The sequence below is a fragment of the Paenibacillus sp. FW126-R14 genome (assembly GCF_058789495.1).
This window is the reverse complement of sequence record NZ_JBYTBS010000046.1, coordinates 35,503-56,508: the sequence shown is the minus strand read 5'-3', so window position 1 is coordinate 56,508 and position 21,006 is coordinate 35,503. Positions and strand designations below refer to the sequence as shown.

The following is a 21,006-nucleotide window of genomic DNA, read 5'->3' as shown; positions in this document are numbered from 1 at the left end:
GCGGAGGGGACAGCGGACAAGACAAACAGAAGGACGACAAAAGCGATTCCCAAGATTCCGATAAGAAAAAGAAAGACTCAGGCTCATCCGATTCACAGTAGCATACCAAAAAGGGCTAACGGAGGTATTCTCCGACAGCCCTTTTGTTTACTTTTCTAATTTTGCGATGATATTCGCGGCCATATCCAAATAGATTTGTCCGGTTTTGGAATCTTGCTTGTAAACGGATGGCGAATAATCTATTTCCGAAATATGATTGTCAGGAGCTCCCAACGGGATTTGAGCTAGCAACTCGCTGTGCAAGTCATCTGCCAGCCTGGCACCGCCGCCTTTGCCGAATATGAAATCTTTGCTGCCGCAATCTTTGCATTCATAGTAGGACATGTTTTCCACAATCCCCAAAACTTCGTGGTTCGTTTGAATGGCCATCGCCCCTGCTCTAGCCGCTACGAATGCCGCTGTTGCATGTGGCGTAGTGACAATCACTTCTTTGCTTTGAGGAATAAGCTGATGCACATCTAACGCAACGTCCCCAGTACCTGGCGGAAGATCGAGGAGAATGTATTCGACATCTCCCCAATTCACTTCGTTGAAGAAATTGCGCAGCATCTTCCCAAGCATCGGGCCACGCCAAATAACCGGCGCATTGTCTTGTACAAAGAAGCCCATAGATATCACTTTCACGCCGAATCTCTCCACCGGCATGATCACATTATCAACAAGCTTAGGCTGCTCCTCGATCCCCATCATATCCGGGATGCTGAAGCCGTAAATATCCGCATCGATGATGCCTACTTTCTTCCCTTGACGAGCCAAAGCGACAGCTAAATTAACAGTAACCGTCGATTTGCCTACGCCGCCCTTGCCGCTCGCAACAGCGATAAACTGTACTTTGGAGCCTTCTCCCAGGATCGGTTGGTCAATCGGAGGCTGGACAGGCTTAGTCTGCTTAGACGCCTCTGCTTCCGGTTTATACAGCTCTTCGATTTGGTTGCGCTCATAATCCGTCATTTGTCTGAAACGAATATGTACTTGCGGCGCTCCCAGCCCTTCTATCTTTTCTCGAATAAAAGTCTTCGCCGTTTCTTTGAATGTCTCATCCTCTGCTGCCACAATCAAGCTTAGCGAGACACTTTCTTCTTTAATCAAAATATCCCGAACTAAATTGAGCTCCACAATGCTTTTGTTATATCGAGGCTCTTGCAGAGGTTTCAATGCTTCCAATAGCTGATCTTTATTTATCATAGCCACTCACCTTTATTCAGAGATCGAAATTATATTAGTGGCCTTTATTATATCACATTATGATTCAGAACCCACTTTCTCCCCGGCATAAAATCTAAGAACGCCTTGGTAGATGGAGGCAGCGACCTTCTTCTGGTATTTTTCATCGGCAAGCAGTCTGGCTTCCTCTGGATTTGATAGAAAACCTACTTCTACTAAGGCGCTTGGAATTTTGAGCGTTTTTAGCAAGTACACCGTTTTGTCCGCCGGTTTGGCGACACGATCCGTATTTTCCAAATTTCTTTTCAGCTCCAGCTGGATTAACGCAGCAAGATTCGGATTGTTCGGATTATTCGTATAGTAGAACGTTTGTGCGCCTTTCCATTTTGGCGATGGAATGCTGTTCAAATGTACGCTCAGAAACATATCCGCTTTTTTATCATTGATCATGTCTGCGCGATTGTGTAGATCTTCCGTTTTCCTTTTGCTATAGCCTTTCGTTCCGGGATCGGCCAGATCCGTGTCCGTTTCTCTAGTCATCACAACGAGCGCCCCGGCTTGCTGCAAATAGTCGCGTAATTGCAAAGTGATCGCTAAATTGATATCTTTCTCAATTACACCTTCTTTACTGGAAGCACCGCCGTCCGGGCCTCCGTGCCCTGCATCCAAAGCAATGGTTTTACCCGATAACGGCAAAGTCCAATCTGACCAAGTTTTCGTCGCCGGAAGCTCATAGGCATAAATAAAAACAACTAGTGCAACCAGCAAGGCCGAAAGCCCTAACTTAAGACTGCTGTGAAAAGTTAGCCATACGACCAATCGCTTCTTCCTTTTGCGCATAAAAAATCCACCTCTGTTCCCCATAGACTCTGTAACATCTATATGGGACAGGGTGGACAAATATACCTTGCTTAGACTTGATATTCCGGGTCTCTAAGGCCTTCAATCAGAACTTGAGCGACCTCTGGGCGGGTAAACTCCGGAGGAGGGCACTCGCCGCCTCTAAGCAATCCGCGAACCTTCGTACCGGAGAGGTGCAGATGCAGAGACTTCTCATGCGGGCAAGTTTTGCTGGATGCCATGTTGCCGCACTTGGTGCAGAAGAAGCTGTGTTCGAAGAACAACGGGGTGATCCCGATCTCCTCTGCTGTAAAATGGCCGAATATCTGTTGAGCTTCATACGTGCCATAATAATCTCCTACGCCCGCGTGGTCGCGTCCTACGATAAAATGGGTACAACCATAGTTCCTACGAACAATCGCATGCAAAATCGCCTCACGAGGGCCTGCATAACGCATAGCAGCCGGATAAACCCCAAGGAAGGTACGATCCTGCGGATAATAATTCTCAAGCAGAACAAGATAGCTTCGCATCCGAACATCAGCGGAGATATCATCGGATTTCGTCTCCCCAACAAGCGGGTTGAGGAATAATGCATCCACGATTTCCATTGCTGACTTTTGAATGTATTCATGCGCACGGTGAACCGGATTGCGTGTTTGGAAGCCCACAACCGTTTTCCAGCCCTTCTCGGCAAAAATTCGGCGGGTTTCTGAAGGATCAAAGTAGAATTCTTCAAACTTCTTAGGCCTAGGACGGTTCAAAAGTTGAATAGGCCCACCGATATATGTAGATGAACGTGAGAACAATTTATCTACGCCTGGGTGTGCCATATCACTGGTTTTAAATACCTTAACTGCCTCATTCGCTTGGTCAACGGTGTAGATGCTCGTCACATCCAAAATGGCGTAAGCAACGCCATCTTCCTCACCGACAAGAGCGACCTGCTCACCAATTGTAATCGAGGAAGCAACTTCCGGAGCAATGGACAATGTAATTGGCATGCTCCAGACTGTTCCGTCCACAAGACGCATCGTTTCAACGACAGTCTTGTAGTTTGCCTCATCAAGAAAACCGGTTAGCGGGGAAAATGCGCCTACTGCGATAAGATCCAAATCAGAAATCGTCCATGAGCTTACACGAATTTGTTTCAACGATGCCGCGTGTTTGAGAAACTCTTCTCTTCGTTCTGCCGGAACCAGGCGATTGACAAGTTCGCCTCCATGCGGTTCGATCGTAGTCATTACGTTGCACCTCCATAAATTTATTTATGAAGTCCGCATTCTGTTTTCTCGATGTTAGCCCAACGACCCGCGCGTGGATCTTCGCCCTCTGCCACTTGACGTGTGCAGTGTGTGCAGCCGATGCTCGGGTAGTTGCGGTCATGCAGCGGATTATAAATCACATCGTTCTCGCGAATATAATTCCATACATCTTCGGAAGTCCAGCCAGCCAATGGATTGAACTTGATAAGACCGAATTTTACGTCGTACTCCACTTTCTTGGCATTTGCACGAGTTGGCGCTTGATCGCGGCGGATTCCTGTGATCCAAGCGTCATAATTCTTGAGAATATCCGTTAGCGGATCCACTTTACGAATGTTGCAGCATTGGTTCGCATCGCTTTTCCAGAGCTCATCGCCGAACTTCTCCGCTTGCTCCTCAAGCGTAAGTTTCGGCAAAACTTGGACGAACTTTGTACCATAGCGCTGCTCTAAGCGATCTCTAGTATCATATGTCTCAGGAAAATGAACATTCGTATCCAGGTAGAAAATATCTACATTTGGATTAATTTTCTGAAGCATATCCACAAGCACGACATCTTCCGCACCAAAACTGCAAGCAAGCGTTAGACTGGAGAAGGTTTCAACAGCTAATTTCAAAAGCGCTTCCGGTGACTGGTTCTCGAATTCTTCAGCCGCTTTCGTTACAAAGGCTTCTTTTTCAAAAAGATTCATGGTCCATTTACCTCCATTGTTAATTCCGAGTATTATCATATGATTTATAATTTTATTATAGCGGAGTTCTTTCCCCTGTCAATGACTTTTCGTCATTTTGGTATTAACTAACTTCATATTTCGTGAAAAAACTTCGGATATAGCATGGAGTTTGCTGTAAATGAGAATACTTTTCAATGAAAAGAATAAAACCTTTCTGAGGGTAAAAGAAAAACCTTTCCGGCTGTAGGCCAGAAAGGTTTCTTTGTAGCGCCAAAGGCGCAAGATCTTAACGTTTGGAGAATTGAGGAGCGCGACGAGCGGCTTTCAATCCATATTTTTTACGCTCTTTCATACGGGAATCACGTGTTAGGAATCCTGCTTTTTTCAAGGATCCACGGTATTCCGGATCAGCTTTCAACAAAGCGCGGGAGATACCATGACGGATTGCTCCAGCTTGTCCGCTGATTCCACCACCGTTAGCAAGAACCAGAACATCGTATTTACCGACAGTTTCAGTCAATGCCAAAGGTTGTTTAACGATAAGTTTCAAAGTTTCTAGACCGAAATACTCATCTAGTTCACGTTTGTTGATAATGATGCGTCCTTCACCCGGTACAAGGCGCACACGCGCTACCGAATGTTTACGACGACCCGTTCCATAATATTGAACTTGTGCCACGAAACGTTCCTCCTTATATTAACCGCGAAGATTCCAAACTTCTGGTTGTTGTGCTAGATGTGGGTGTTCTGCTCCACCGTATACTTTAAGCTTAGTTTTCAAGCTATCGCCAAGACGGTTCTTAGGAAGCATACCGTGTACGGCAAATTCGATCATGCGATCAGGTTTGCTGTTCAGCAGGTCCTGAGCGGAAGTCACTTTCAAACCACCTTGGTACAAAGAGTGACGATAGTACATTTTGTTTTGCATTTTTTTACCAGTAAGCTTAATTTGGGAAGCATTGATAACAACTACGAAATCACCAGTATCTACGTGTGGAGTGAACTCCGGTTTGTGCTTACCGCGGATAATGCTAGCAACTTCACTTGCAAGACGGCCAAGTGTTTGGCCTGCAGCGTCAACAATGTACCATTTACGCTCTACTTCATTTGGCTTCGCCATATATGTCGTGCGCATGCTGAATCCTCCTAGAAAATATATCTCAAATACATATTTATTATTGTTAACTTACATAAGCGATGGATTGGTTGTGGCAGTTACGGATCAGGGGCTGTGGGGTAGCCGATCACGAAACGCCAAGTTATATTTTACACGAAACCTAGTGAAGAAGCAAGACATGTTTTGAGCTTTTTAATACTCAACTCGCCACAACATTAGCCCCATCGCTTCGGCCGTAGGTCCGGCTTCAGCCCGGTTTCTGGCTTCGAGAATACGCTGCATATCGCTGCTGGGTCTCTTGCCTTCTCCGATCTGAATCAACGTTCCTACAATGATCCTAACCATGTTATACAGGAAGCCGTTTCCCGTCACAATGATTCGAATCCGCTCAATGGATCCTTCTCCACTCAGCTCATCGGTTTCAAGCACCATACGAGCCTCGTAGAGCGTTCTCACTTTCACTTCCTTATCCGTTCTCACCGTGCAAAACGAAGTGAAATCATGCTCTCCTAGCAAACAAGGGAGCGCCTCTCTCATGGCTTCCACATTTAAATGCGTAGGGTGATGGTATTCAAAGTTGCGGTGAAAGACATCAGGGAAGCGCGCCGAGCGAATCGTATAGCAGTAAGTCTTACGTTTCGCAGCTTTGCGGGAGTGAAAGGAGGGAAGGACTTCTTCCGCCGTATGAGCGACGATGTCCTTGGGCAATCTAGCGTTTAACGCTAAACACCACCGTTCCACAGGAATCTTGGAGCTCGTGGTAAAATTAATAACTTGCGCTTTGGCGTGAACACCCGCATCAGTACGCCCCGATGAGGCTACTTTTACTTGCTCTCCAGTCAGCAGATAAACAGCCTGTTCTAACCGGTGCTGAATCGTATCTGCATTCGGTTGAATCTGAAAGCCTGAATATGCTGTGCCATCATAGCTTATGGTAAAACGTAGATTTCTCAAGGCTTGTTCCTCCATGAGTCATCCTTCCTACCTCTACAGGTCAGGCAAAAGACTGCAAAAAAAGGGCTTCACCAGAATCTATGATTCCGTCCACCCTTTCCCATCCGTCTTTATGCGCGATCTACTAGCTCTAGGTATACCATTGGTGCTGCGTCACCGCGGCGTGGTCCCAGTTTAAGGATACGTGTGTATCCACCTGGACGCTCGGAGTAACGAGTAGCCAAATCGGAGAAAAGTTTTTGAATCGCATCTTGATTCTCGTTAGCAGCTTCTCTACGAACAAAAGCAGCAACCTGACGGCGTGCATGAAGATCTCCGCGTTTCGCAAGAGTGATTAACTTCTCAGCGATGGAACGAATTTCTTTTGCTTTTGCTTCTGTAGTTTGAATGCGTTCATGTATGAACAAATCTGTAACCAGATCACGGAACAATGCTTTACGATTACTGGAATCGCGGTTCAACTTCCTGTAGTTCATTGAATTAACCTCCTTCTAACAAGACTATTCCTCGGTACGAAGACCCAAACCAAGCTCTTCGAGCTTTTCTTGAACTTCTTCAAGCGATTTGCGACCTAAGTTCCGAACTTTCATCATGTCTTCTTCTGTTTTGGTAATAAGCTCTTGTACGGTGTTGATCCCTGCACGCTTGAGGCAGTTGTAAGAACGAACAGATAGATCCAGTTCCTCGATAGTCATCTCCAGAACTTTCTCTTTCTTATCTTCTTCCTTCTCCACCATAATCTCAGCATCTTTCGCTTCATCCGTCAAACCGACGAACAAGTTCAGATGTTCAGTTAAGATTTTGGCGCCCAAGCTCACGGCTTCTTCTGGCCTGATACTTCCATCGGTCCACACTTCGAGAGTCAACTTATCATAGTTCGTCACTTGGCCGACGCGAGTATTTTCAATACTGTAGTTCACTCGGGTAATAGGCGTGTAGATCGAATCAATTGGAATCACACCAATTGGTTGCTCTTCATGCTTATTTTTGTCCGATTGGACGTAACCGCGTCCTCTGCCCGCATGAATTCTCATGTGAAGACGTGCATCGGGAGATAAGGTCGCAATATGCAGATCCGGGTTAAGAATCTCCACATCGCTATCACCGCGAATATCAGCCGCAGTAATATTTCCTTCTCCTTCTGCATCAATTTCAAGCACTTTCTCCTCATCGGAGTGAATTTTCAACGAAAGTCCTTTGAGATTAAGGATAATTTCCGTAACATCCTCAAGCACGCCAGGAATCGTTGAAAACTCATGCAAAACGCCATCGATTTGGACAGAGGTTACTGCAGCCCCGGGTAAAGAGGACAGTAAGATACGACGTAGTGAGTTACCTAAGGTTGTACCATAGCCACGCTCCAACGGCTCTATGATAAATCTTCCATAAGCGCCGTCTTCACTTAATGCTACGGTTTCTATTTTTGGCTTTTCGATTTCGATCATGAAATGTACCCTCCATTCAATACGTCGTTTCCCTCTGGATACTTCGTTTCAAAATTTCATAGTATGCCTATCCTTCAAACCATTATTCACGTTTTTGGGATAATTATACTACAAAGTAATCCGAATTATACGCGACGACGTTTTGGAGGACGGCAGCCATTGTGAGGAACCGGAGTCACGTCTTTAATCAGGTTTACTTCAAGACCAGCTGCTTGCAAAGAGCGGATTGCTGCTTCGCGGCCTGCACCAGGACCTTTAACCATAACTTCAACAGTTTTCAAACCGTGCTCCATAGCTGCTTTAGCTGCTTTTTCAGCTGCCATTTGTGCCGCAAAAGGAGTACTTTTACGGGAACCTTTGAATCCAAGGTTTCCTGAAGATGCCCAGGAAATTGCGTTGCCATGAGGATCCGTGATCGTTACGATCGTATTGTTAAATGTTGAACGGATGTGTGCTACTCCGGACTCAATATTTTTACGGTCACGACGTTTCGTACGGACTACTTTTTTAGGTTTTGCCATTAGCTCTAACCCCCTTTATTATTTCTTCTTATTAGCTACTGTACGACGAGGACCTTTACGTGTACGAGCATTAGTTTTAGTACGTTGTCCGCGAACAGGAAGACCACGGCGGTGACGAAGACCACGGTAGGATCCGATCTCGATTAGACGTTTGATGTTCAGGGAAATCTCACGGCGAAGGTCGCCTTCTACTTTAAGGGTTTTGTCAATTACATCACGGATTTTGCTCACTTCATCTTCCGTCAGGTCGCGAACGCGAGTGCTGCCGTCAATACCTGTTGTAGCGATGATTTTCTGAGCAGTTGTAGTGCCGATACCGAAAATGTAAGTCAACGCGATTACTACTCGTTTGTCACGAGGTAAGTCAACTCCAGCTAAACGTGCCATCTACAGATTGCACCTCCTTTTAACCTTGTTTTTGTTTGTGCTTAGGATTTTCGCAAATTACCATAATGTTACCTTTACGGCGAATTACTTTGCATTTCTCGCAAATCGGTTTAACCGATGGTCTAACTTTCATTTTTAAGCCCTCCTTATCATCGTAAGCAACCATGTTGCGTTTTCTGTTAGAAAACTTGCTTCGTAAGCATACGCCTTGAGAGAGTAACTTACATGTAAGCCGAACATTTATTTGAAACGGTAGGTTATACGGCCTCTCGTTAAATCGTAAGGCGATAATTCTACGGTAACCTTGTCTCCAGGCAAAATACGAATAAAGTGCATTCTGATTTTACCGGATACATGGGCTAGGATTTTATGACCATTTTCCAATTCAACCTTAAACATTGCATTCGGAAGAGGTTCAATCACTGTACCTTCTACTTCAATTACATCTTCTTTGGCCACAGTCATTCTCCTTTCTCTTGTGCTTCAACTTGCATAAGTTCAACGAATTTGGCAATTGCGAAGCGCAACTTTCCATTAGTAACACGGCCTGTTTCCCTAATGCTTGACTCCACTTCACTGCTAATCGTTTCTTGTAATTGAAGATGATTCAGGTTCTTCTTCTTCGGCTGATCGAATTTGCGATGCACACCGTCTGCAAGCCAGACAAAGCGTTCATCGACAATCCCAATCACGACCGCGTATTCTCCGGGATCTCGGCCGCGAAGCACCTTTACGATTTGACCCACCTTCGGCATCAACTTATCCACTCATCATCACCTACGATCTAGGCAAGGTTAATATTTCATAACCAGTTGCCGTAATAGCAACCGTATGTTCAAAGTGAGCGCACAATGTTTTATCCGCAGTGACGACAGTCCAATCGTCTTCGAGTGTTTGGACAAATCTTTCGCCAACGACCACCATGGGTTCAATGGCTAGGACCATGCCTGGTTTGAGACGAGGACCTTTGTCAGGCACACCGTAATTCGGAATTTGTGGTTCTTCGTGAAGATCCGTTCCGATACCGTGACCGACATACTCTATAACCACGGAGAAGCCTGCGTCTTCAATACAAGTTTGGATTGCATGCGACAACGTGTAGAGTCTAGCATCCGGTTTAGCTTCTGCTATGCCTCGATACAGTGATTGTTCGGTCACGGCTAACAAACGTTTGGCCGTTTCAGAAATTTCACCGACAGGATATGTCCAAGCAGAATCTCCATGATAACCTTTATACTGAGCGCCAATATCAATAGAGATAATATCGCCCTCAACCAGCTTTCTTGGACCAGGAATACCATGAACTAATTCTTCGTTGACTGAAGCACAAATGCTTCCAGGAAAACCGTTATAACCTTTGAAAGATGGAATCGCTCCCTGACTGCGAATGTATTCCTCCGCGATCTGATCAAGTTCTTTCGTTGTAATGTTCGGACGAATTGCCCTTGCCAGTAAGCGGTGCGTTTCGGCTACGATACGCCCGGCTTCCCGCATTAGGTCTAGTTCAACCTCGGACTTACAAATGATCATTACGCTAGACCTCGTAGCAGTGAGCTAATTTGTTCGGTTACCGCATGAATGTCTTGTTCTCCGTTAACCTCACGCAATAATTCCCTCTTTTGGTAGTAATCCAGCAGCGGAGCGGTTTTGTTGATGTACTCATCCAAACGCGTTCCGACTTTTTCTTCCGTATCATCAGACCGTTGGTACAACTCACCTGAACATTTATCGCATACGCCATCTTGCTTTGGTGGGTTGAAGATTACATGATACGTAGCACCACAGGATTTACAAATTCTTCGGCCGGTTAGTCGTGCAAGCAAGAAGCTGCGATCAACGGAAAGATTGATAACCAGTTCAATCTTCTTGCCTAAGGAATCTACAATTTCAGCTAAAGCATCTGCCTGAGCAACAGTTCGCGGGAACCCGTCAAGCAAAAAACCTTTATCGCAGTCCGGTTGAGCAAGACGCTCTCTCACAATACCATTCGTGATTTCATCAGGAACAAGAAGCCCCTTATCCACATAACCTTTGGCTTCAACACCAAGCGGTGTTCCTTGGCTCATCGCCAAGCGAAACGCATCTCCAGTCGAGATATGAGGAATTTGAAATTCGCTTACGATTTTCTCTGCTTGCGTACCTTTGCCTGCACCAGGAGGCCCCATAAAAATTACGTTCAACTTTAAAACCTCCCATCGCACTCGGCATTACGAACAGCACAATAGGTGCCGATGTCGCAAAAAATTGCCCCATCGGAACCTATTTGCTATTTATTGATAAAACCTTTGTAATGACGTTTAATCAATTGGCTCTCGATTTGTTTCATCGTTTCAAGACCAACGCCTACTACGATAAGTAAAGATGTACCACCGATCCGAACCGAACTTGGCAAACCTGCAAGACCCCCGAACAGCATTGGAAGAATCGAGATTGCCGATAGAAACAAAGCTCCAGAAAGAGTAATTCTAGTCATTACACGAGTCAGATAAACAGAAGTTGTTTTACCAGGTCTGATCCCCGGTATGTAGCCGCCATTTTTCTTCATCTGATCAGCCATTTGAACTGGATTGATTTGTACGAAGGTATAAAAGTATGTGAACCCGATAATCAACAGTACATACAGGACAATCGCTAACGGTGCAGTTTGGTTAATACTCAGGTTGTTAATAATCCATTCTGCAACGACATTACCTCTCCAATAACTTGCAATGGTTGGAGGGAACATCAATAGCGAAAGTGCAAAGATAACTGGGATTACACCAGCAGCATTCACTTTAAGTGGAATGTGCGTAGTTTGACCACCATACATTTTACGTCCAACTACCCGTTTGGCATATTGTACTGGGATCTTACGAACCCCTTGCTGTACAAAGATGACACCGGCAATAATCAGCACAACAACGATAGCAATAATGATCAGTTTCACGATATTCAGGAACAAAGCTCCTTCGGTCGCAAACAGTGATTTGTAAATTTGCTGTATGCTTGTAGGAATCGCCGCGACGATACCTGCAAAGATGATAATGGAAATACCGTTGCCAATTCCAAATTCAGTGATTTGCTCCCCGAGCCACATCAAGAAAGCTGTACCAGCAGTCAGAACGATAGCGATCAAAGCAAATGTTGTGAAACCCGGATCAATAACGAGTCCGCTGTATAAACGGTTGAACCCAATTGAGAGACCAAAAGCTTGCACAATACCTAAAATAATCGTACCGTACCGAGTAACTTGCGTCATCTTCTTTCTACCAACATCCCCTTCTTTGGCCCATTGCGCAAAGCGCGGGACTACATCCATGGACAAAAGCTGAACGATGATAGAAGCTGTGATGTAAGGCATAATTCCCATCGCGAAGATGGAGAATTGGAAGAGCGCACCGCCGGAAAACGTGTTAAGCAAACCAAAGACATCGCTCTGATTCGCTTGGTCTTGAAGTTTAAGAACATCTGTATTTATGTTAGGTACGGGAATAAACGCACCTAAACGGTAGACGATTAACAAGATCAGTGTGAATACAATCCTTCTACGTAAATCCTCTACCTTGAAGATGTTGGCTATGGTACTGAACATTAAATCACCTCGGTTTGACCGCCGGCAGCTTGGATTTTCTCAATCGCTGATTGAGAGAACTTATTCGCTTTAACGGTTAATTTTACTGTGATTTCACCGTTTCCTAAAATCTTGATGCCATCTTTAGGAGCTTTAACAATACCTGACTCCATCAATACTTCTGGAGTAACTTCAGTACCAGCTGCGAAGTTGTTCAAATCTTCAAGGTTCACGATTGCGTACTCCGTACGGAAACGGTTCGTGAATCCACGTTTAGGTAAACGACGGTATAACGGGTTTTGTCCACCCTCGAATCCAGGGCGAACGCCTCCACCGGAACGTGCGTTTTGACCTTTGTGTCCGCGAGTTGATGTTTTACCCATACCACTACTTGTTCCACGTCCAACACGTTTACGAGTTTGACGAGCGCCAGTAGCAGAACTTAGCTCATGTAACTTCATCGTTGCACACCTCCTCTAGATCTTAATATCGTGCTATTATGCTTCGATTTCTTTAACTTCTACCAAATGACTCACTTGATTAACCATACCTCTGATTGCTGCGTTGTCTTGGTGAAGAACGGTTTGGTGCAGCTTGCGCAGACCAAGAGTTTTCACAGTAACGCGTTGCGTTTCAGGGCGGCCAATCAGGCTGCGTTTTAGGGTAATTTGTAATTGTTTCGCCATGTTTACCCCTCCTAACCTAGTAACTCTTGAACAGTTTTTCCGCGAAGCTTTGCAACTTCTTCCGCTTTTTTCAAACGGCTCAAGCCTTCAAGCGTTGCGTTAACCATGTTCATAGAGTTCGATGAACCCAGGGATTTTGTCAAGATATCGCCGATACCAGCAAGTTCAAGTACTGCACGAACTGGTCCGCCTGCGATAACTCCTGTACCTTGGGAAGCTGGTTTCAACAGAACACGTCCTGCACCAAACTTACCAGTTACAAGGTGAGGAATCGAAGTGCCTACGATTGGAACATGAATCAAGTTCTTTTTCGCATCTTCAATACCTTTGCGGATTGCATCAGGAACTTCGGAAGCTTTACCGATTCCTGCGCCAACCCAGCCATTGCCATCGCCAACGACAACAAGTGCGCTGAAGCTGAAACGACGTCCGCCTTTTACTACTTTAGCTACGCGATTAATATTAACGACTTTTTCTGTTAGCTCTAAAGTATTAGGATCTACACGCAAGTCTTTTACCTCCTTATATATGTTTTTCCTAGAATTCTAGTCCAGCTTCACGAGCTGCGTCAGCCAATGCCTGAACACGTCCATGATAGAGGTAGCCACCGCGGTCAAATACCACTTTGTCTACACCTTTCTCTTTCGCACGTGCTGCGATCAATGCGCCAACTTTACGAGCAGCTTCAACGTTACCGCCGTTGCCGATTTCGCTTTTCAGATCTTTATCTTGTGTAGATGCAGAAGCGATTGTAACACCAGTAGTGTCATCAATCAATTGTGCATACATGTGTTTGGAAGAACGGAAAATGTTCAAACGTGGGCGAACAGTTGTACCTTCAATTTTCTTACGAACGCGAAGGTGTCTTTTCAAACGTGCTTTGTTTTTATCGCCTTTAGTAATCATCTATACTTACACTCCTTTCATCACTTATGATGCGAGGCTTACGCTTAGATAGCAAGCTTTCTCACGAAAGCTCTTAGCTATTACCCGCGATCTAACGATCTTATTTCTTCTTACCAGCTTTACCTTCTTTACGAAGAATACGCTCGCCTTCATACTTGATACCTTTACCTTTATACGGCTCAGGCTCACGTACGGAACGAACTTTAGCTGCCATAGCGCCAACGCGTTCTTTATCGATTCCGCGAACGATAATTTTTGTGTTCGAAGGAACTTCGAACTCAATACCGCTCTCAGGAGTGATTTCAACCGGGTGGGAGTACCCAACGTTAAGAACCAGTTTGTCACCGCTTTTGTTAGCACGGTAACCTACGCCTACTAGATCCAAAGATTTCGCAAAGCCTTCCGTTACACCACTTACCATGTTGGCAACAACACTGCGTGTTGTACCATGCAAAGCACGGTGGAGCTTGTTGTCGGAAGGACGCTCAACGGAAATCTCGTTTTCTAGAACACTTACTTTCATATCTTTATGAAGTTCACGGGACAAAGAACCTTTAGGGCCTTTAACCGTGATTTGAGTATCCTCTAGGGTTACATTTACACCACTTGGAATGGTGATTGGTTTGCGACCAATACGAGACATGTTTGCACCTCCATTCAATTACAATTGTATTACCAAACGTAGCAGATAACCTCTCCGCCAGCTTTGGATTGACGAGCATCTTTATCCGTCATAACTCCTTTAGATGTGGAGATGATGGCAATCCCTAATCCGCCCAATACACGAGGGATTTCTTGTGATTTCGTATAAACGCGTAGTCCTGGTTTGGAGATTCTCTTCAAACCGGAGATAACACGCTCATTGTTTGAACCGTATTTCAGGAACAAACGAATGATACCTTGTTTGCTATCTTCAACGTACTCAGCATCACGGATAAATCCTTCTTTTTTGAGGATTTCAGCGATTTCCCTTTTCACTTTAGATGCAGGGATTTCAACTGTTTCATGACGTACGATATTCGCATTACGAATGCGAGTTAGCATATCTGCAATTGGATCTGACATGACCATTTGTGTAAACCTCCTTCCCGAAAATAGGGTGATTACCAGCTTGCTTTTTTCACGCCTGGAATCTGACCTTTGTGTGCTAATTCGCGGAAACAAATCCGACAAATTTTGAACTTGCGAAGCACTGAATGCGGACGTCCGCAGCGCTCACAACGTGTGTATGCTTGCACTTTAAACTTCGGGGTACGTTGTTGTTTGACTTTCATCGAAGTTTTTGCCACTTAATATAACACCTCCTGATAGGTACGACCTGGAACCTATTTAACGAAAGGCGCTCCGAGTTGTGTTAAAAGCTCGCGAGCTTCCTCGTCGGACTTAGCCGTTGTTACGATAACGATATCCATACCACGAACTTTATCAACCTTATCATACTCAATTTCAGGGAAAATGAGCTGTTCTTTCAAACCAAGCGTGTAGTTTCCACGGCCATCAAAAGCCTTGTTGGAAATACCACGGAAGTCACGTACACGTGGAAGTGATACGTTGAAAAGTTTATCCAAGAAATGATACATGCGCTCGCCGCGAAGTGTTACCTTCACACCGATTGGCATGTTCTCACGAAGTTTGAAACCCGCGATTGCTTTTTTGGATCTAGTTACAACCGGTTTTTGACCAGCGATTTTTTGAAGATCTTCTACTGCAGTGTCAAGAACTTTGGAATTCGATACAGCCTCACCAACACCCATGTTGATAACGATTTTCTCGATTTTAGGAACTTGCATTACTGTTGAGTAGTTAAACTTTTGAATTAACGCTGGAGTAATTTCGTTCAAATAACGATCTTTCATTCTTACTGCCATGACTCAATTGCCTCCTTTCCATGCTTGTTTGTATTAGTCGATAACTTCGCCGGATTTTTTCGCGATGCGAACTTTCGTTCCGTTATCCAATACTTTGTATCCTACGCGAGTAGGTTTGCCGCTCTTAGGATCAATCAGCATCACGTTGGAAACGTGGATTGCAGCTTCTTGATTCAAGATACCGCCTTGCGGGTTTTGTTGGGATGGTTTCGCATGTTTCTTAACCATGTTTACACCTTCAACCAATACACGGTTTTGACGAGGATAAGCAGCGATTACACGGCCCTTCTTACCTTTGTCTTTACCAGTGATTACAAAAACCGTATCGTCTTTTTTCACGTGCAGTTTATTGTTATGAGATTCTAGTCTCTTTTTAGTTCTTGGCATTAGCTTCTACACCTCCTGAGGTTTCCCGTAAGGAAAACAGACTAACTGTTCTTAGATAACTTCTGGAGCCAAGGATACGATCTTCATGAAGTCTCTGTCACGAAGTTCGCGTGCAACTGGTCCAAAGATACGTGTTCCACGTGGACTTTTATCTTCTTTCACGATAACAGCCGCGTTCTCATCGAATGAGATGTAAGATCCGTCTTTACGGCGAGCACCGCTCTTCGTACGAACGATAACTGCTTTAACAACGTCACCTTTTTTGACAACGCCACCAGGTGTTGCTTCTTTTACTGAACATACGATCAAATCACCAATGTGACCAACGCGACGACCAGTACCACCCAAAACACGGATACACATCAATTGCTTAGCACCGGAGTTGTCAGCAACAGCCAAACGAGTAAATGGTTGAATCATCGTATTCCCTCCTTTCGGGGTTCATATCTAGATTATTAGATAACAACTGCAACTTCAAGAATTTCAACCAGTCTCCAAGATTTATCTTTGGACAAAGGTCTAGTTTCGGCGATTTTAACAGTGTCACCAATTTTAGCTTGATTGTTTTCATCATGAGCTTTGAACTTTTTCGTATATTTGATTCTCTTGTGATAGAGATCATGTTTTTTGTAAGTTTCAACAGCAACAACAATGGTTTTATCCATTTTATCGCTGACAACTTTACCGATCTGAACTTTACGATCGTTGCGTTGAGTCATTTAAGGAACCCTCCCTTCTAGATTTGGTTAGCCAATCCCCAATTCTCTTTCACGCAAAATAGTCTTGGCACGAGCGATCTCTTTACGCAAATCACGAATTTGAGTCGGGTTGTCCAATTGACCAGTAGCTAGTTGAAAACGGAGGTTAAAAAGCTCTTCTTTAAAACCATTAACTTTTTGCTCGATTTCAGCAGTGGTTAAGTTCCGGAATTCACTACCCTTCATTTGCTTCACCGCCTACTTCTTCTCTTTTCACGAACTTCGTTTTGATTGGAAGCTTGTGAGCAGCAAGACGCATCGCTTCGCGAGCGACCTCTTCACTAACACCAGCAAGTTCAAACAATACTTTGCCCGGTTTTACTACGGAAACCCATTTCTCCACGTTACCTTTACCGCTACCCATACGAACTTCAAGCGGCTTTTGCGTAATTGGTTTAGCTGGGAAAATTTTAATCCATACTTTACCGCCACGTTTGATGTAACGTGTCATGGCAATACGTGCTGCTTCGATTTGACGGTTGGTTACCCAAGCCGGCTCAACTGCCTGCAGACCATATTCGCCAAAAGTTACTTCCGTTCCACCTTTAGCGCGACCTTTCATGCTACCGCGGTGTTCTTTGCGGTGTTTTACACGTTTAGGTACTAACATGATTTAATTTCCTCCTTCCGGCTGAGCCTTTTTCTTAGCTGTCGGAAGCACTTCTCCACGATAGATCCATACTTTTACACCAATACGTCCGTAAGTAGTGTGTGCCTCTGCAGTACCGTAGTCGATATCAGCACGAAGCGTATGAAGTGGAACAGTTCCTTCGCTATATCCTTCCGTACGAGCGATCTCAGCACCGCCAAGACGTCCGCTAGTTGCTACTTTGATACCTTTTGCTCCGGATCTCATTGTTCTTTGCATAGCTTGTTTCATTGCACGACGGAAAGAAACACGACGCTCCAATTGAAGTGCAACTGCTTCAGCTACTAGGATAGCATCAAGGTCAGGGCTTTTGATTTCAGAAATGTTGATGTGAACTTTTTTATTGGACAAGCCAGCGATGTAGTTGCGAATTACTTCTACTTCAGCTCCGCCTTTACCAATAACCATTCCTGGTTTTGCAGTATGAATCGTAACGTTCACACGGTTAGCCGCGCGCTCGATGTCGATATGGGAAACTGCAGAATCTTTAAGTTTATTTTTTAAGTATTCGCGGATTTTGACGTCTTCAAGCAACAGAGTTCCGAAATCTTTCTCTGCGAACCATTTGGACTCCCAATCACGAATAATACCAATTCTTAGGCCTACCGGGTTGACTTTCTGACCCACACGTTATCCCTCCTTATTTCTCAGATACCACGATTGTAATGTGGCTGGTACGTTTTTTGATCGCGCTAGCGCGGCCCATTGCACGTTGTTGGAACCTTTTCATTGTCGGTCCTTGGTTAACAAACGTCTCAGTAACCACTAGCTTATTAGGATCTAATGAGTAGTTATGCTCTGCATTGGCAATTGCGGAGTTTAGAAGTTTCTCCAGGATTGGAGAAGCTGCTTTAGGTGTATGACGCAGAATTGCGATCGCTTCACCTACCGCTTTTCCCCGAATCAAGTCAACAACTAGCTTTGCTTTACGAGGAGCAATCCGAGCGTGGTTCAATATTGCTTTAGCTTGCATGGTAGTACCTCCTCTCGGTTAAAAATTGAAATTAGCGTTTGCCGGTTTTCTTATCGTCATCGTGACCTTTGTAAGTACGTGTTGGAGCAAATTCACCAAGCTTATGTCCAACCATATCTTCCGTTACGTATACAGGCACGTGTTTTCTTCCATCGTACACACCGAAAGTGTGACCAACGAATTGCGGGTAAATTGTAGAACGACGGGACCACGTTTTGATAACCAGTTTTTTGCTGGATGTGTTCAAGTCTTCTACTTTTTTCAGTAAGTATCCATCGATAAATGGACCTTTCTTTAAGCTGCGACCCATGGGTGTTCCTCCCTTCCTTGAACCTCAAGAAAATTCATATATCCGTGATTACTTCGTACGACGACGTACAATGTATTTATCGGAAGCTTTACCTTTTTTACGAGTTTTGAAACCAAGCGTCGGTTTACCCCATGGAGACATAGGTGATTTACGTCCGATTGGTGCGCGTCCTTCACCACCACCGTGTGGGTGATCATTCGGGTTCATTACAACCCCACGAACTTGAGGACGATTGCCTTTCCAACGATTACGTCCTGCTTTACCGATTTTCACGAGCTCGTGATCTTCGTTACCAACAGAACCTACAGTTGCGCGGCAAACTTTAAGAACTTTACGAACTTCACCAGAGGAAAGGCGAATCGTTACATAAGTTTCTTCTTTACCAAGAAGTTGAGCTTCAGTACCAGCAGCGCGCACTAGTTGTGCACCTTTACCAGGTTTCAACTCAATGTTGTGGATAACTGTACCAACTGGAATGTTTTCCAATGGAAGAGCGTTACCGATTTTGATATCGGATTGTGGTCCGGATACGATGCGATCGTCCACTTTAAGACCTTTAGGAGCGATGATGTATCTTTTCTCACCATCAGCATAATGAATCAATGCGATGTTTGCGGAACGGTTAGGATCGTACTCGATTGTAGCAACGCGTCCTGGTATTCCATCTTTAGTACGTTTGAAATCGATAATCCGGTATTTACGTTTGTGTCCGCCGCCATGGTGACGAACCGTAATTTTACCTTGATTGTTACGGCCAGCTGTTTTGCTTAAAGGAGCAAGCAAAGATTTCTCTGGTGTTGATGTTGTGATTTCTTCAAAAGTAGAAACCGACATCGCACGACGAGCTGGTGAGGTTGGTTTATATTTTTTAATTGGCACTCTGATTTCCTCCTTACTTTAAGAAATGGTTTATACCGATTCAAAGAATTCCAATTCTTTGCTTTCTGCGCTTAGGGACACGATAGCTTTCTTCCAGATGGAAGTGTAGCCGGAGTGACGACCATAACGTTTTGGCTTAGCTGGCATTCTGAGTGTGTTTACATTTGTAACTTTTACTTTGAAGATTGCTTCAATAGCTTGTTTAATTTCTGTTTTGTTAGCGCGAAGATCCACTTCGAAAACATACTTTTTGTTAGCCATTAGGTCGCTTGTACGCTCAGTGATGATCGGGCGCTTGATAATGTCGCGTGGATTTTTCATTGTGCAAGCACCTCCTCAACTTTCTGTACAGCTTCTTGCGTAATGATCAATTTGTCATGCAGCATGACATCACGAACATTCACGCCATCAGCAGCAACGAATTTCACACCTGGGATGTTACGAGCAGACAAAGCTACGTTGGAGTCGTTATCAACGCCTACAACCAATACTTTGCGATCAACTTTCAGGTTGTTCAAGATTGCTACGAATTCTTTCGTTTTAGGAGCATTCAATTGAAGTTGATCCAATACGATCAAGTTGTTATCCAGAACTTTCGAGGACAAAGCGGATTTAATCGCTAAGCGACGAACTTTTCTAGGCAATTTGAAACCATAGCTGCGAGGAGTTGGTCCGAATACGGTACCGCCGCCTTTCCACTGTGGAGCACGAATACTACCTTGACGAGCACGGCCAGTTCCTTTTTGTTTCCAAGGTTTACGACCGCCGCCGCGAACTTCCGAACGACCTTTTGTTTTGTGAGTTCCTTGACGCACAGCTGCTTGTTGCAAAAGAACAGCTTCGTGAATCGCATGAACGTGAGGCTCAATTCCGAAAACAACGTCAGACAGTTCAACTTCTCCTACCTGAGCACCTGTTACATTATATAAAGCTACTTTTGGCATCTGTCTTCCTCCTTTCTTACTTTTTAACAGCAGACTTCACGCTAACGTAGCTGTTTTTAGGACCCGGAATGGAACCTTTAACTAGCAACACGTTACGCTCAGCATCTACTTTGATAATTTGAAGATTTTGCAATGTTACAGTCTCGTTACCCATTTGTCCTGGCAACTTTTTACCTTTTGGAACGCGGTTCGCTTGAATGGAACCCATCGAACCTGGTCCGCGGTGGTAACGGGAGCCGTGAGCCATAGGGCCTGTTGACTGGTTATGTCTTTTGATGTTACCTTGGAAACCTTTACCTTTGGAAGTACCCGTTACATCAACGAATTCGCCCTCTGTGAACAGATCTGCTTTCAGCTCTTGGCCAACTTCATAGTCACCCAACTGAATGCCGCGAATTTCTTTAACGTAGCGCTTAGGCGTTGCCCCTGCTTTTTTCGCATGGCCAAGCTCTGGTTTAATGATTCTGCTAGCTTTAACATCATCAAAACCGATTTGGATTGACTCATAACCGTCGTTATCCACATCTTTCTTTTGAAGAACCACACATGGTCCCGCTTGAATGACAGTTACCGGAACTACATTACCCTCCGGAGTAAACAACTGAGTCATCCCTAGTTTTTTTCCTAAGATACCTTTCATCGTTGACACCTCTTTTCCTTCCTAAACGT

The 21,006-nt window shown here is 44.6% G+C and carries 37 protein-coding genes; all 37 read right to left on the bottom strand.

Going from position 1 to position 21,006, the window contains the following annotated elements; genetic code table 11:
* Nucleotides 1-147: 147 nt before the first annotated feature.
* The 37 genes from AC3WRW_RS24490 to rplC all read right to left on the bottom strand — a co-directional run bounded on the left by AC3WRW_RS24490 (nucleotide 148) and on the right by rplC (nucleotide 20,977).
* Entirely contained in the window at nucleotides 148-1,245 is a 1,098-nt protein-coding gene (locus tag AC3WRW_RS24490) for an Mrp/NBP35 family ATP-binding protein (RefSeq protein WP_492548857.1), read from the bottom strand.
* A 57-nt stretch (nucleotides 1,246-1,302) separates the two neighbouring features.
* Entirely contained in the window at nucleotides 1,303-2,064 is a 762-nt protein-coding gene (gene cwlD, locus AC3WRW_RS24485) for an N-acetylmuramoyl-L-alanine amidase CwlD (RefSeq protein ID WP_492548856.1), read from the bottom strand.
* Between the two features lie 71 nt (nucleotides 2,065-2,135).
* Nucleotides 2,136-3,308, bottom strand: coding sequence for a sulfate adenylyltransferase (gene sat / locus AC3WRW_RS24480; RefSeq protein WP_492548855.1), 1,173 nt, complete (start codon nucleotides 3,306-3,308; stop codon nucleotides 2,136-2,138).
* A gap of 20 nt (nucleotides 3,309-3,328) precedes the next feature.
* Nucleotides 3,329-4,021, bottom strand: coding sequence for a phosphoadenylyl-sulfate reductase (locus tag AC3WRW_RS24475; RefSeq protein WP_492548854.1), 693 nt, complete (start codon nucleotides 4,019-4,021; stop codon nucleotides 3,329-3,331).
* Nucleotides 4,022-4,289: 268 nt separating this feature from the next.
* Nucleotides 4,290-4,682 carry a 30S ribosomal protein S9 gene (rpsI, locus tag AC3WRW_RS24470; protein ID WP_171683389.1) on the bottom strand — a complete coding sequence of 131 codons (393 nt, stop codon included), beginning with the start codon at nucleotides 4,680-4,682 and terminating at the stop codon, nucleotides 4,290-4,292.
* An 18-nt stretch (nucleotides 4,683-4,700) separates the two neighbouring features.
* On the bottom strand, nucleotides 4,701-5,138 hold the full coding sequence (gene rplM / locus AC3WRW_RS24465) for a 50S ribosomal protein L13 (protein WP_127457525.1): 438 nt from the start codon (nucleotides 5,136-5,138) through the stop codon (nucleotides 4,701-4,703).
* A 174-nt stretch (nucleotides 5,139-5,312) separates the two neighbouring features.
* Nucleotides 5,313-6,074, bottom strand: a complete 762-nt coding sequence (truA, locus tag AC3WRW_RS24460; RefSeq protein WP_492548853.1) for a tRNA pseudouridine(38-40) synthase TruA — start codon at nucleotides 6,072-6,074, stop codon at nucleotides 5,313-5,315.
* A 110-nt stretch (nucleotides 6,075-6,184) separates the two neighbouring features.
* The gene (rplQ, locus tag AC3WRW_RS24455; protein ID WP_057304263.1) at nucleotides 6,185-6,550 is read right to left on the bottom strand and encodes a 50S ribosomal protein L17; all 366 of its coding nucleotides are present in this window, start codon (nucleotides 6,548-6,550) and stop codon (nucleotides 6,185-6,187) included.
* 24 nt (nucleotides 6,551-6,574) lie between these two features.
* Nucleotides 6,575-7,519, bottom strand: a complete 945-nt coding sequence (locus AC3WRW_RS24450) for a DNA-directed RNA polymerase subunit alpha (RefSeq protein WP_029196443.1) — start codon at nucleotides 7,517-7,519, stop codon at nucleotides 6,575-6,577.
* A 125-nt stretch (nucleotides 7,520-7,644) separates the two neighbouring features.
* Nucleotides 7,645-8,040, bottom strand: a complete 396-nt coding sequence (gene rpsK / locus AC3WRW_RS24445; protein ID WP_028557470.1) for a 30S ribosomal protein S11 — start codon at nucleotides 8,038-8,040, stop codon at nucleotides 7,645-7,647.
* 18 nt (nucleotides 8,041-8,058) lie between these two features.
* Nucleotides 8,059-8,427, bottom strand: a complete 369-nt coding sequence (rpsM, locus tag AC3WRW_RS24440) for a 30S ribosomal protein S13 (RefSeq protein ID WP_127457527.1) — start codon at nucleotides 8,425-8,427, stop codon at nucleotides 8,059-8,061.
* Between the two features lie 19 nt (nucleotides 8,428-8,446).
* Nucleotides 8,447-8,560, bottom strand: a complete 114-nt coding sequence (rpmJ, locus tag AC3WRW_RS24435; protein WP_029196444.1) for a 50S ribosomal protein L36 — start codon at nucleotides 8,558-8,560, stop codon at nucleotides 8,447-8,449.
* A gap of 107 nt (nucleotides 8,561-8,667) precedes the next feature.
* Complete coding sequence (gene infA / locus AC3WRW_RS24430; RefSeq protein WP_009676800.1) at nucleotides 8,668-8,886, bottom strand: translation initiation factor IF-1; 219 nt, start codon at nucleotides 8,884-8,886, stop codon at nucleotides 8,668-8,670.
* A 2-nt stretch (nucleotides 8,887-8,888) separates the two neighbouring features.
* Nucleotides 8,889-9,182, bottom strand: a complete 294-nt coding sequence (locus AC3WRW_RS24425) for a hypothetical protein (protein WP_492548859.1) — start codon at nucleotides 9,180-9,182, stop codon at nucleotides 8,889-8,891.
* A 22-nt stretch (nucleotides 9,183-9,204) separates the two neighbouring features.
* A complete protein-coding gene (gene map / locus AC3WRW_RS24420; RefSeq protein WP_492548852.1) occupies nucleotides 9,205-9,957 on the bottom strand; it encodes a type I methionyl aminopeptidase in 753 nt (250 codons plus the stop codon).
* The gene (locus AC3WRW_RS24415; RefSeq protein WP_127457530.1) at nucleotides 9,957-10,607 is read right to left on the bottom strand and encodes an adenylate kinase; all 651 of its coding nucleotides are present in this window, start codon (nucleotides 10,605-10,607) and stop codon (nucleotides 9,957-9,959) included. Before AC3WRW_RS24415 ends, map begins: the two co-directional genes overlap by 1 nt.
* Nucleotides 10,608-10,693: 86 nt before the next feature.
* Complete coding sequence (secY, locus tag AC3WRW_RS24410; RefSeq protein ID WP_492548851.1) at nucleotides 10,694-11,998, bottom strand: preprotein translocase subunit SecY; 1,305 nt, start codon at nucleotides 11,996-11,998, stop codon at nucleotides 10,694-10,696.
* The gene (gene rplO / locus AC3WRW_RS24405) at nucleotides 11,998-12,438 is read right to left on the bottom strand and encodes a 50S ribosomal protein L15 (RefSeq protein ID WP_127457532.1); all 441 of its coding nucleotides are present in this window, start codon (nucleotides 12,436-12,438) and stop codon (nucleotides 11,998-12,000) included. The genes secY and rplO overlap by 1 nt, the downstream gene beginning before the upstream one ends.
* A 36-nt stretch (nucleotides 12,439-12,474) precedes the next feature.
* Nucleotides 12,475-12,663, bottom strand: coding sequence for a 50S ribosomal protein L30 (gene rpmD / locus AC3WRW_RS24400; RefSeq protein ID WP_079417994.1), 189 nt, complete (start codon nucleotides 12,661-12,663; stop codon nucleotides 12,475-12,477).
* 11 nt (nucleotides 12,664-12,674) lie between these two features.
* Nucleotides 12,675-13,172: a 30S ribosomal protein S5 gene (rpsE, locus tag AC3WRW_RS24395; RefSeq protein WP_029196451.1), complete on the bottom strand. Its 498-nt coding sequence runs from the start codon at nucleotides 13,170-13,172 to the stop codon at nucleotides 12,675-12,677.
* A gap of 28 nt (nucleotides 13,173-13,200) precedes the next feature.
* On the bottom strand, nucleotides 13,201-13,569 hold the full coding sequence (gene rplR / locus AC3WRW_RS24390) for a 50S ribosomal protein L18 (RefSeq protein ID WP_492548850.1): 369 nt from the start codon (nucleotides 13,567-13,569) through the stop codon (nucleotides 13,201-13,203).
* Nucleotides 13,570-13,669: 100 nt separating this feature from the next.
* The gene (rplF, locus tag AC3WRW_RS24385) at nucleotides 13,670-14,212 is read right to left on the bottom strand and encodes a 50S ribosomal protein L6 (protein ID WP_171683385.1); all 543 of its coding nucleotides are present in this window, start codon (nucleotides 14,210-14,212) and stop codon (nucleotides 13,670-13,672) included.
* A 29-nt stretch (nucleotides 14,213-14,241) separates the two neighbouring features.
* On the bottom strand, nucleotides 14,242-14,640 hold the full coding sequence (gene rpsH / locus AC3WRW_RS24380; protein ID WP_029196454.1) for a 30S ribosomal protein S8: 399 nt from the start codon (nucleotides 14,638-14,640) through the stop codon (nucleotides 14,242-14,244).
* A 32-nt stretch (nucleotides 14,641-14,672) separates the two neighbouring features.
* Nucleotides 14,673-14,858 carry a type Z 30S ribosomal protein S14 gene (locus AC3WRW_RS24375; RefSeq protein WP_029196455.1) on the bottom strand — a complete coding sequence of 62 codons (186 nt, stop codon included), beginning with the start codon at nucleotides 14,856-14,858 and terminating at the stop codon, nucleotides 14,673-14,675.
* Between the two features lie 36 nt (nucleotides 14,859-14,894).
* A complete protein-coding gene (rplE, locus tag AC3WRW_RS24370; protein ID WP_171683384.1) occupies nucleotides 14,895-15,437 on the bottom strand; it encodes a 50S ribosomal protein L5 in 543 nt (180 codons plus the stop codon).
* 33 nt (nucleotides 15,438-15,470) lie between these two features.
* Nucleotides 15,471-15,824 carry a 50S ribosomal protein L24 gene (rplX, locus tag AC3WRW_RS24365; RefSeq protein ID WP_209856245.1) on the bottom strand — a complete coding sequence of 118 codons (354 nt, stop codon included), beginning with the start codon at nucleotides 15,822-15,824 and terminating at the stop codon, nucleotides 15,471-15,473.
* A gap of 51 nt (nucleotides 15,825-15,875) precedes the next feature.
* Complete coding sequence (gene rplN / locus AC3WRW_RS24360) at nucleotides 15,876-16,244, bottom strand: 50S ribosomal protein L14 (protein WP_028557485.1); 369 nt, start codon at nucleotides 16,242-16,244, stop codon at nucleotides 15,876-15,878.
* Between the two features lie 35 nt (nucleotides 16,245-16,279).
* Nucleotides 16,280-16,543, bottom strand: a complete 264-nt coding sequence (gene rpsQ, locus AC3WRW_RS24355) for a 30S ribosomal protein S17 (RefSeq protein ID WP_492548849.1) — start codon at nucleotides 16,541-16,543, stop codon at nucleotides 16,280-16,282.
* A gap of 27 nt (nucleotides 16,544-16,570) precedes the next feature.
* Nucleotides 16,571-16,768 (bottom strand): 50S ribosomal protein L29, encoded by a 198-nt coding sequence (gene rpmC / locus AC3WRW_RS24350; RefSeq protein WP_028557487.1) that lies wholly within the window; start codon nucleotides 16,766-16,768, stop codon nucleotides 16,571-16,573.
* On the bottom strand, nucleotides 16,758-17,192 hold the full coding sequence (gene rplP, locus AC3WRW_RS24345; protein WP_127457537.1) for a 50S ribosomal protein L16: 435 nt from the start codon (nucleotides 17,190-17,192) through the stop codon (nucleotides 16,758-16,760). The genes rpmC and rplP overlap by 11 nt, the downstream gene beginning before the upstream one ends.
* Nucleotides 17,193-17,195: 3 nt before the next feature.
* The gene (gene rpsC / locus AC3WRW_RS24340) at nucleotides 17,196-17,858 is read right to left on the bottom strand and encodes a 30S ribosomal protein S3 (RefSeq protein ID WP_167067701.1); all 663 of its coding nucleotides are present in this window, start codon (nucleotides 17,856-17,858) and stop codon (nucleotides 17,196-17,198) included.
* A gap of 13 nt (nucleotides 17,859-17,871) precedes the next feature.
* Nucleotides 17,872-18,204, bottom strand: coding sequence for a 50S ribosomal protein L22 (gene rplV, locus AC3WRW_RS24335; RefSeq protein ID WP_261303076.1), 333 nt, complete (start codon nucleotides 18,202-18,204; stop codon nucleotides 17,872-17,874).
* A gap of 31 nt (nucleotides 18,205-18,235) precedes the next feature.
* Entirely contained in the window at nucleotides 18,236-18,514 is a 279-nt protein-coding gene (gene rpsS / locus AC3WRW_RS24330; RefSeq protein ID WP_029196461.1) for a 30S ribosomal protein S19, read from the bottom strand.
* A gap of 48 nt (nucleotides 18,515-18,562) precedes the next feature.
* On the bottom strand, nucleotides 18,563-19,393 hold the full coding sequence (gene rplB / locus AC3WRW_RS24325; protein ID WP_492548848.1) for a 50S ribosomal protein L2: 831 nt from the start codon (nucleotides 19,391-19,393) through the stop codon (nucleotides 18,563-18,565).
* Nucleotides 19,394-19,423: 30 nt separating this feature from the next.
* Nucleotides 19,424-19,714 (bottom strand): 50S ribosomal protein L23, encoded by a 291-nt coding sequence (gene rplW, locus AC3WRW_RS24320; protein WP_127457540.1) that lies wholly within the window; start codon nucleotides 19,712-19,714, stop codon nucleotides 19,424-19,426.
* A complete protein-coding gene (gene rplD / locus AC3WRW_RS24315) occupies nucleotides 19,711-20,337 on the bottom strand; it encodes a 50S ribosomal protein L4 (RefSeq protein ID WP_492548847.1) in 627 nt (208 codons plus the stop codon). The genes rplW and rplD overlap by 4 nt, the downstream gene beginning before the upstream one ends.
* Before the next feature lie 16 nt (nucleotides 20,338-20,353).
* A complete protein-coding gene (gene rplC / locus AC3WRW_RS24310; protein ID WP_167067777.1) occupies nucleotides 20,354-20,977 on the bottom strand; it encodes a 50S ribosomal protein L3 in 624 nt (207 codons plus the stop codon).
* Nucleotides 20,978-21,006 lie beyond the last annotated feature (29 nt).

Bases quoted from the DNA above. Each gene is read 5' to 3' on its own strand.
- AC3WRW_RS24490 (WP_492548857.1), bottom strand. From the start codon at position 1,245: ATGATAAATAAAGATCAGCTATTGGAAGCATTGAAACCTCTGCAAGAG.
- cwlD (WP_492548856.1), bottom strand. From the start codon at position 2,064: ATGCGCAAAAGGAAGAAGCGATTGGTCGTATGGCTAACTTTTCACAGC.
- sat (WP_492548855.1), bottom strand. From the start codon at position 3,308: ATGACTACGATCGAACCGCATGGAGGCGAACTTGTCAATCGCCTGGTT.
- AC3WRW_RS24475 (WP_492548854.1), bottom strand. From the start codon at position 4,021: ATGAATCTTTTTGAAAAAGAAGCCTTTGTAACGAAAGCGGCTGAAGAA.
- rplM (WP_127457525.1), bottom strand. From the start codon at position 5,138: ATGCGCACGACATATATGGCGAAGCCAAATGAAGTAGAGCGTAAATGG.
- rplQ (WP_057304263.1), bottom strand. From the start codon at position 6,550: ATGAACTACAGGAAGTTGAACCGCGATTCCAGTAATCGTAAAGCATTG.
- AC3WRW_RS24450 (WP_029196443.1), bottom strand. From the start codon at position 7,519: ATGATCGAAATCGAAAAGCCAAAAATAGAAACCGTAGCATTAAGTGAA.
- rpsK (WP_028557470.1), bottom strand. From the start codon at position 8,040: ATGGCAAAACCTAAAAAAGTAGTCCGTACGAAACGTCGTGACCGTAAA.
- rpsM (WP_127457527.1), bottom strand. From the start codon at position 8,427: ATGGCACGTTTAGCTGGAGTTGACTTACCTCGTGACAAACGAGTAGTA.
- rpmJ (WP_029196444.1), bottom strand. From the start codon at position 8,560: ATGAAAGTTAGACCATCGGTTAAACCGATTTGCGAGAAATGCAAAGTA.
- AC3WRW_RS24425 (WP_492548859.1), bottom strand. From the start codon at position 9,182: ATGCCGAAGGTGGGTCAAATCGTAAAGGTGCTTCGCGGCCGAGATCCC.
- map (WP_492548852.1), bottom strand. From the start codon at position 9,957: ATGATCATTTGTAAGTCCGAGGTTGAACTAGACCTAATGCGGGAAGCC.
- secY (WP_492548851.1), bottom strand. From the start codon at position 11,998: ATGTTCAGTACCATAGCCAACATCTTCAAGGTAGAGGATTTACGTAGA.
- rplO (WP_127457532.1), bottom strand. From the start codon at position 12,438: ATGAAGTTACATGAGCTAAGTTCTGCTACTGGCGCTCGTCAAACTCGT.
- rpmD (WP_079417994.1), bottom strand. From the start codon at position 12,663: ATGGCGAAACAATTACAAATTACCCTAAAACGCAGCCTGATTGGCCGC.
- rplR (WP_492548850.1), bottom strand. From the start codon at position 13,569: ATGATTACTAAAGGCGATAAAAACAAAGCACGTTTGAAAAGACACCTT.
- rplF (WP_171683385.1), bottom strand. From the start codon at position 14,212: ATGTCTCGTATTGGTCGCAAACCAATCACCATTCCAAGTGGTGTAAAT.
- rpsH (WP_029196454.1), bottom strand. From the start codon at position 14,640: ATGGTCATGTCAGATCCAATTGCAGATATGCTAACTCGCATTCGTAAT.
- rplE (WP_171683384.1), bottom strand. From the start codon at position 15,437: ATGGCAGTAAGAATGAAAGATCGTTATTTGAACGAAATTACTCCAGCG.
- rplX (WP_209856245.1), bottom strand. From the start codon at position 15,824: ATGCCAAGAACTAAAAAGAGACTAGAATCTCATAACAATAAACTGCAC.
- rplN (WP_028557485.1), bottom strand. From the start codon at position 16,244: ATGATTCAACCATTTACTCGTTTGGCTGTTGCTGACAACTCCGGTGCT.
- rpsQ (WP_492548849.1), bottom strand. From the start codon at position 16,543: ATGACTCAACGCAACGATCGTAAAGTTCAGATCGGTAAAGTTGTCAGC.
- rpmC (WP_028557487.1), bottom strand. From the start codon at position 16,768: ATGAAGGGTAGTGAATTCCGGAACTTAACCACTGCTGAAATCGAGCAA.
- rplP (WP_127457537.1), bottom strand. From the start codon at position 17,192: ATGTTAGTACCTAAACGTGTAAAACACCGCAAAGAACACCGCGGTAGC.
- rplV (WP_261303076.1), bottom strand. From the start codon at position 18,204: ATGCAAGCTAAAGCAATATTGAACCACGCTCGGATTGCTCCTCGTAAA.
- rpsS (WP_029196461.1), bottom strand. From the start codon at position 18,514: ATGGGTCGCAGCTTAAAGAAAGGTCCATTTATCGATGGATACTTACTG.
- rplW (WP_127457540.1), bottom strand. From the start codon at position 19,714: ATGAAAAATCCACGCGACATTATCAAGCGCCCGATCATCACTGAGCGT.
- rplD (WP_492548847.1), bottom strand. From the start codon at position 20,337: ATGCCAAAAGTAGCTTTATATAATGTAACAGGTGCTCAGGTAGGAGAA.
- rplC (WP_167067777.1), bottom strand. From the start codon at position 20,977: ATGAAAGGTATCTTAGGAAAAAAACTAGGGATGACTCAGTTGTTTACT.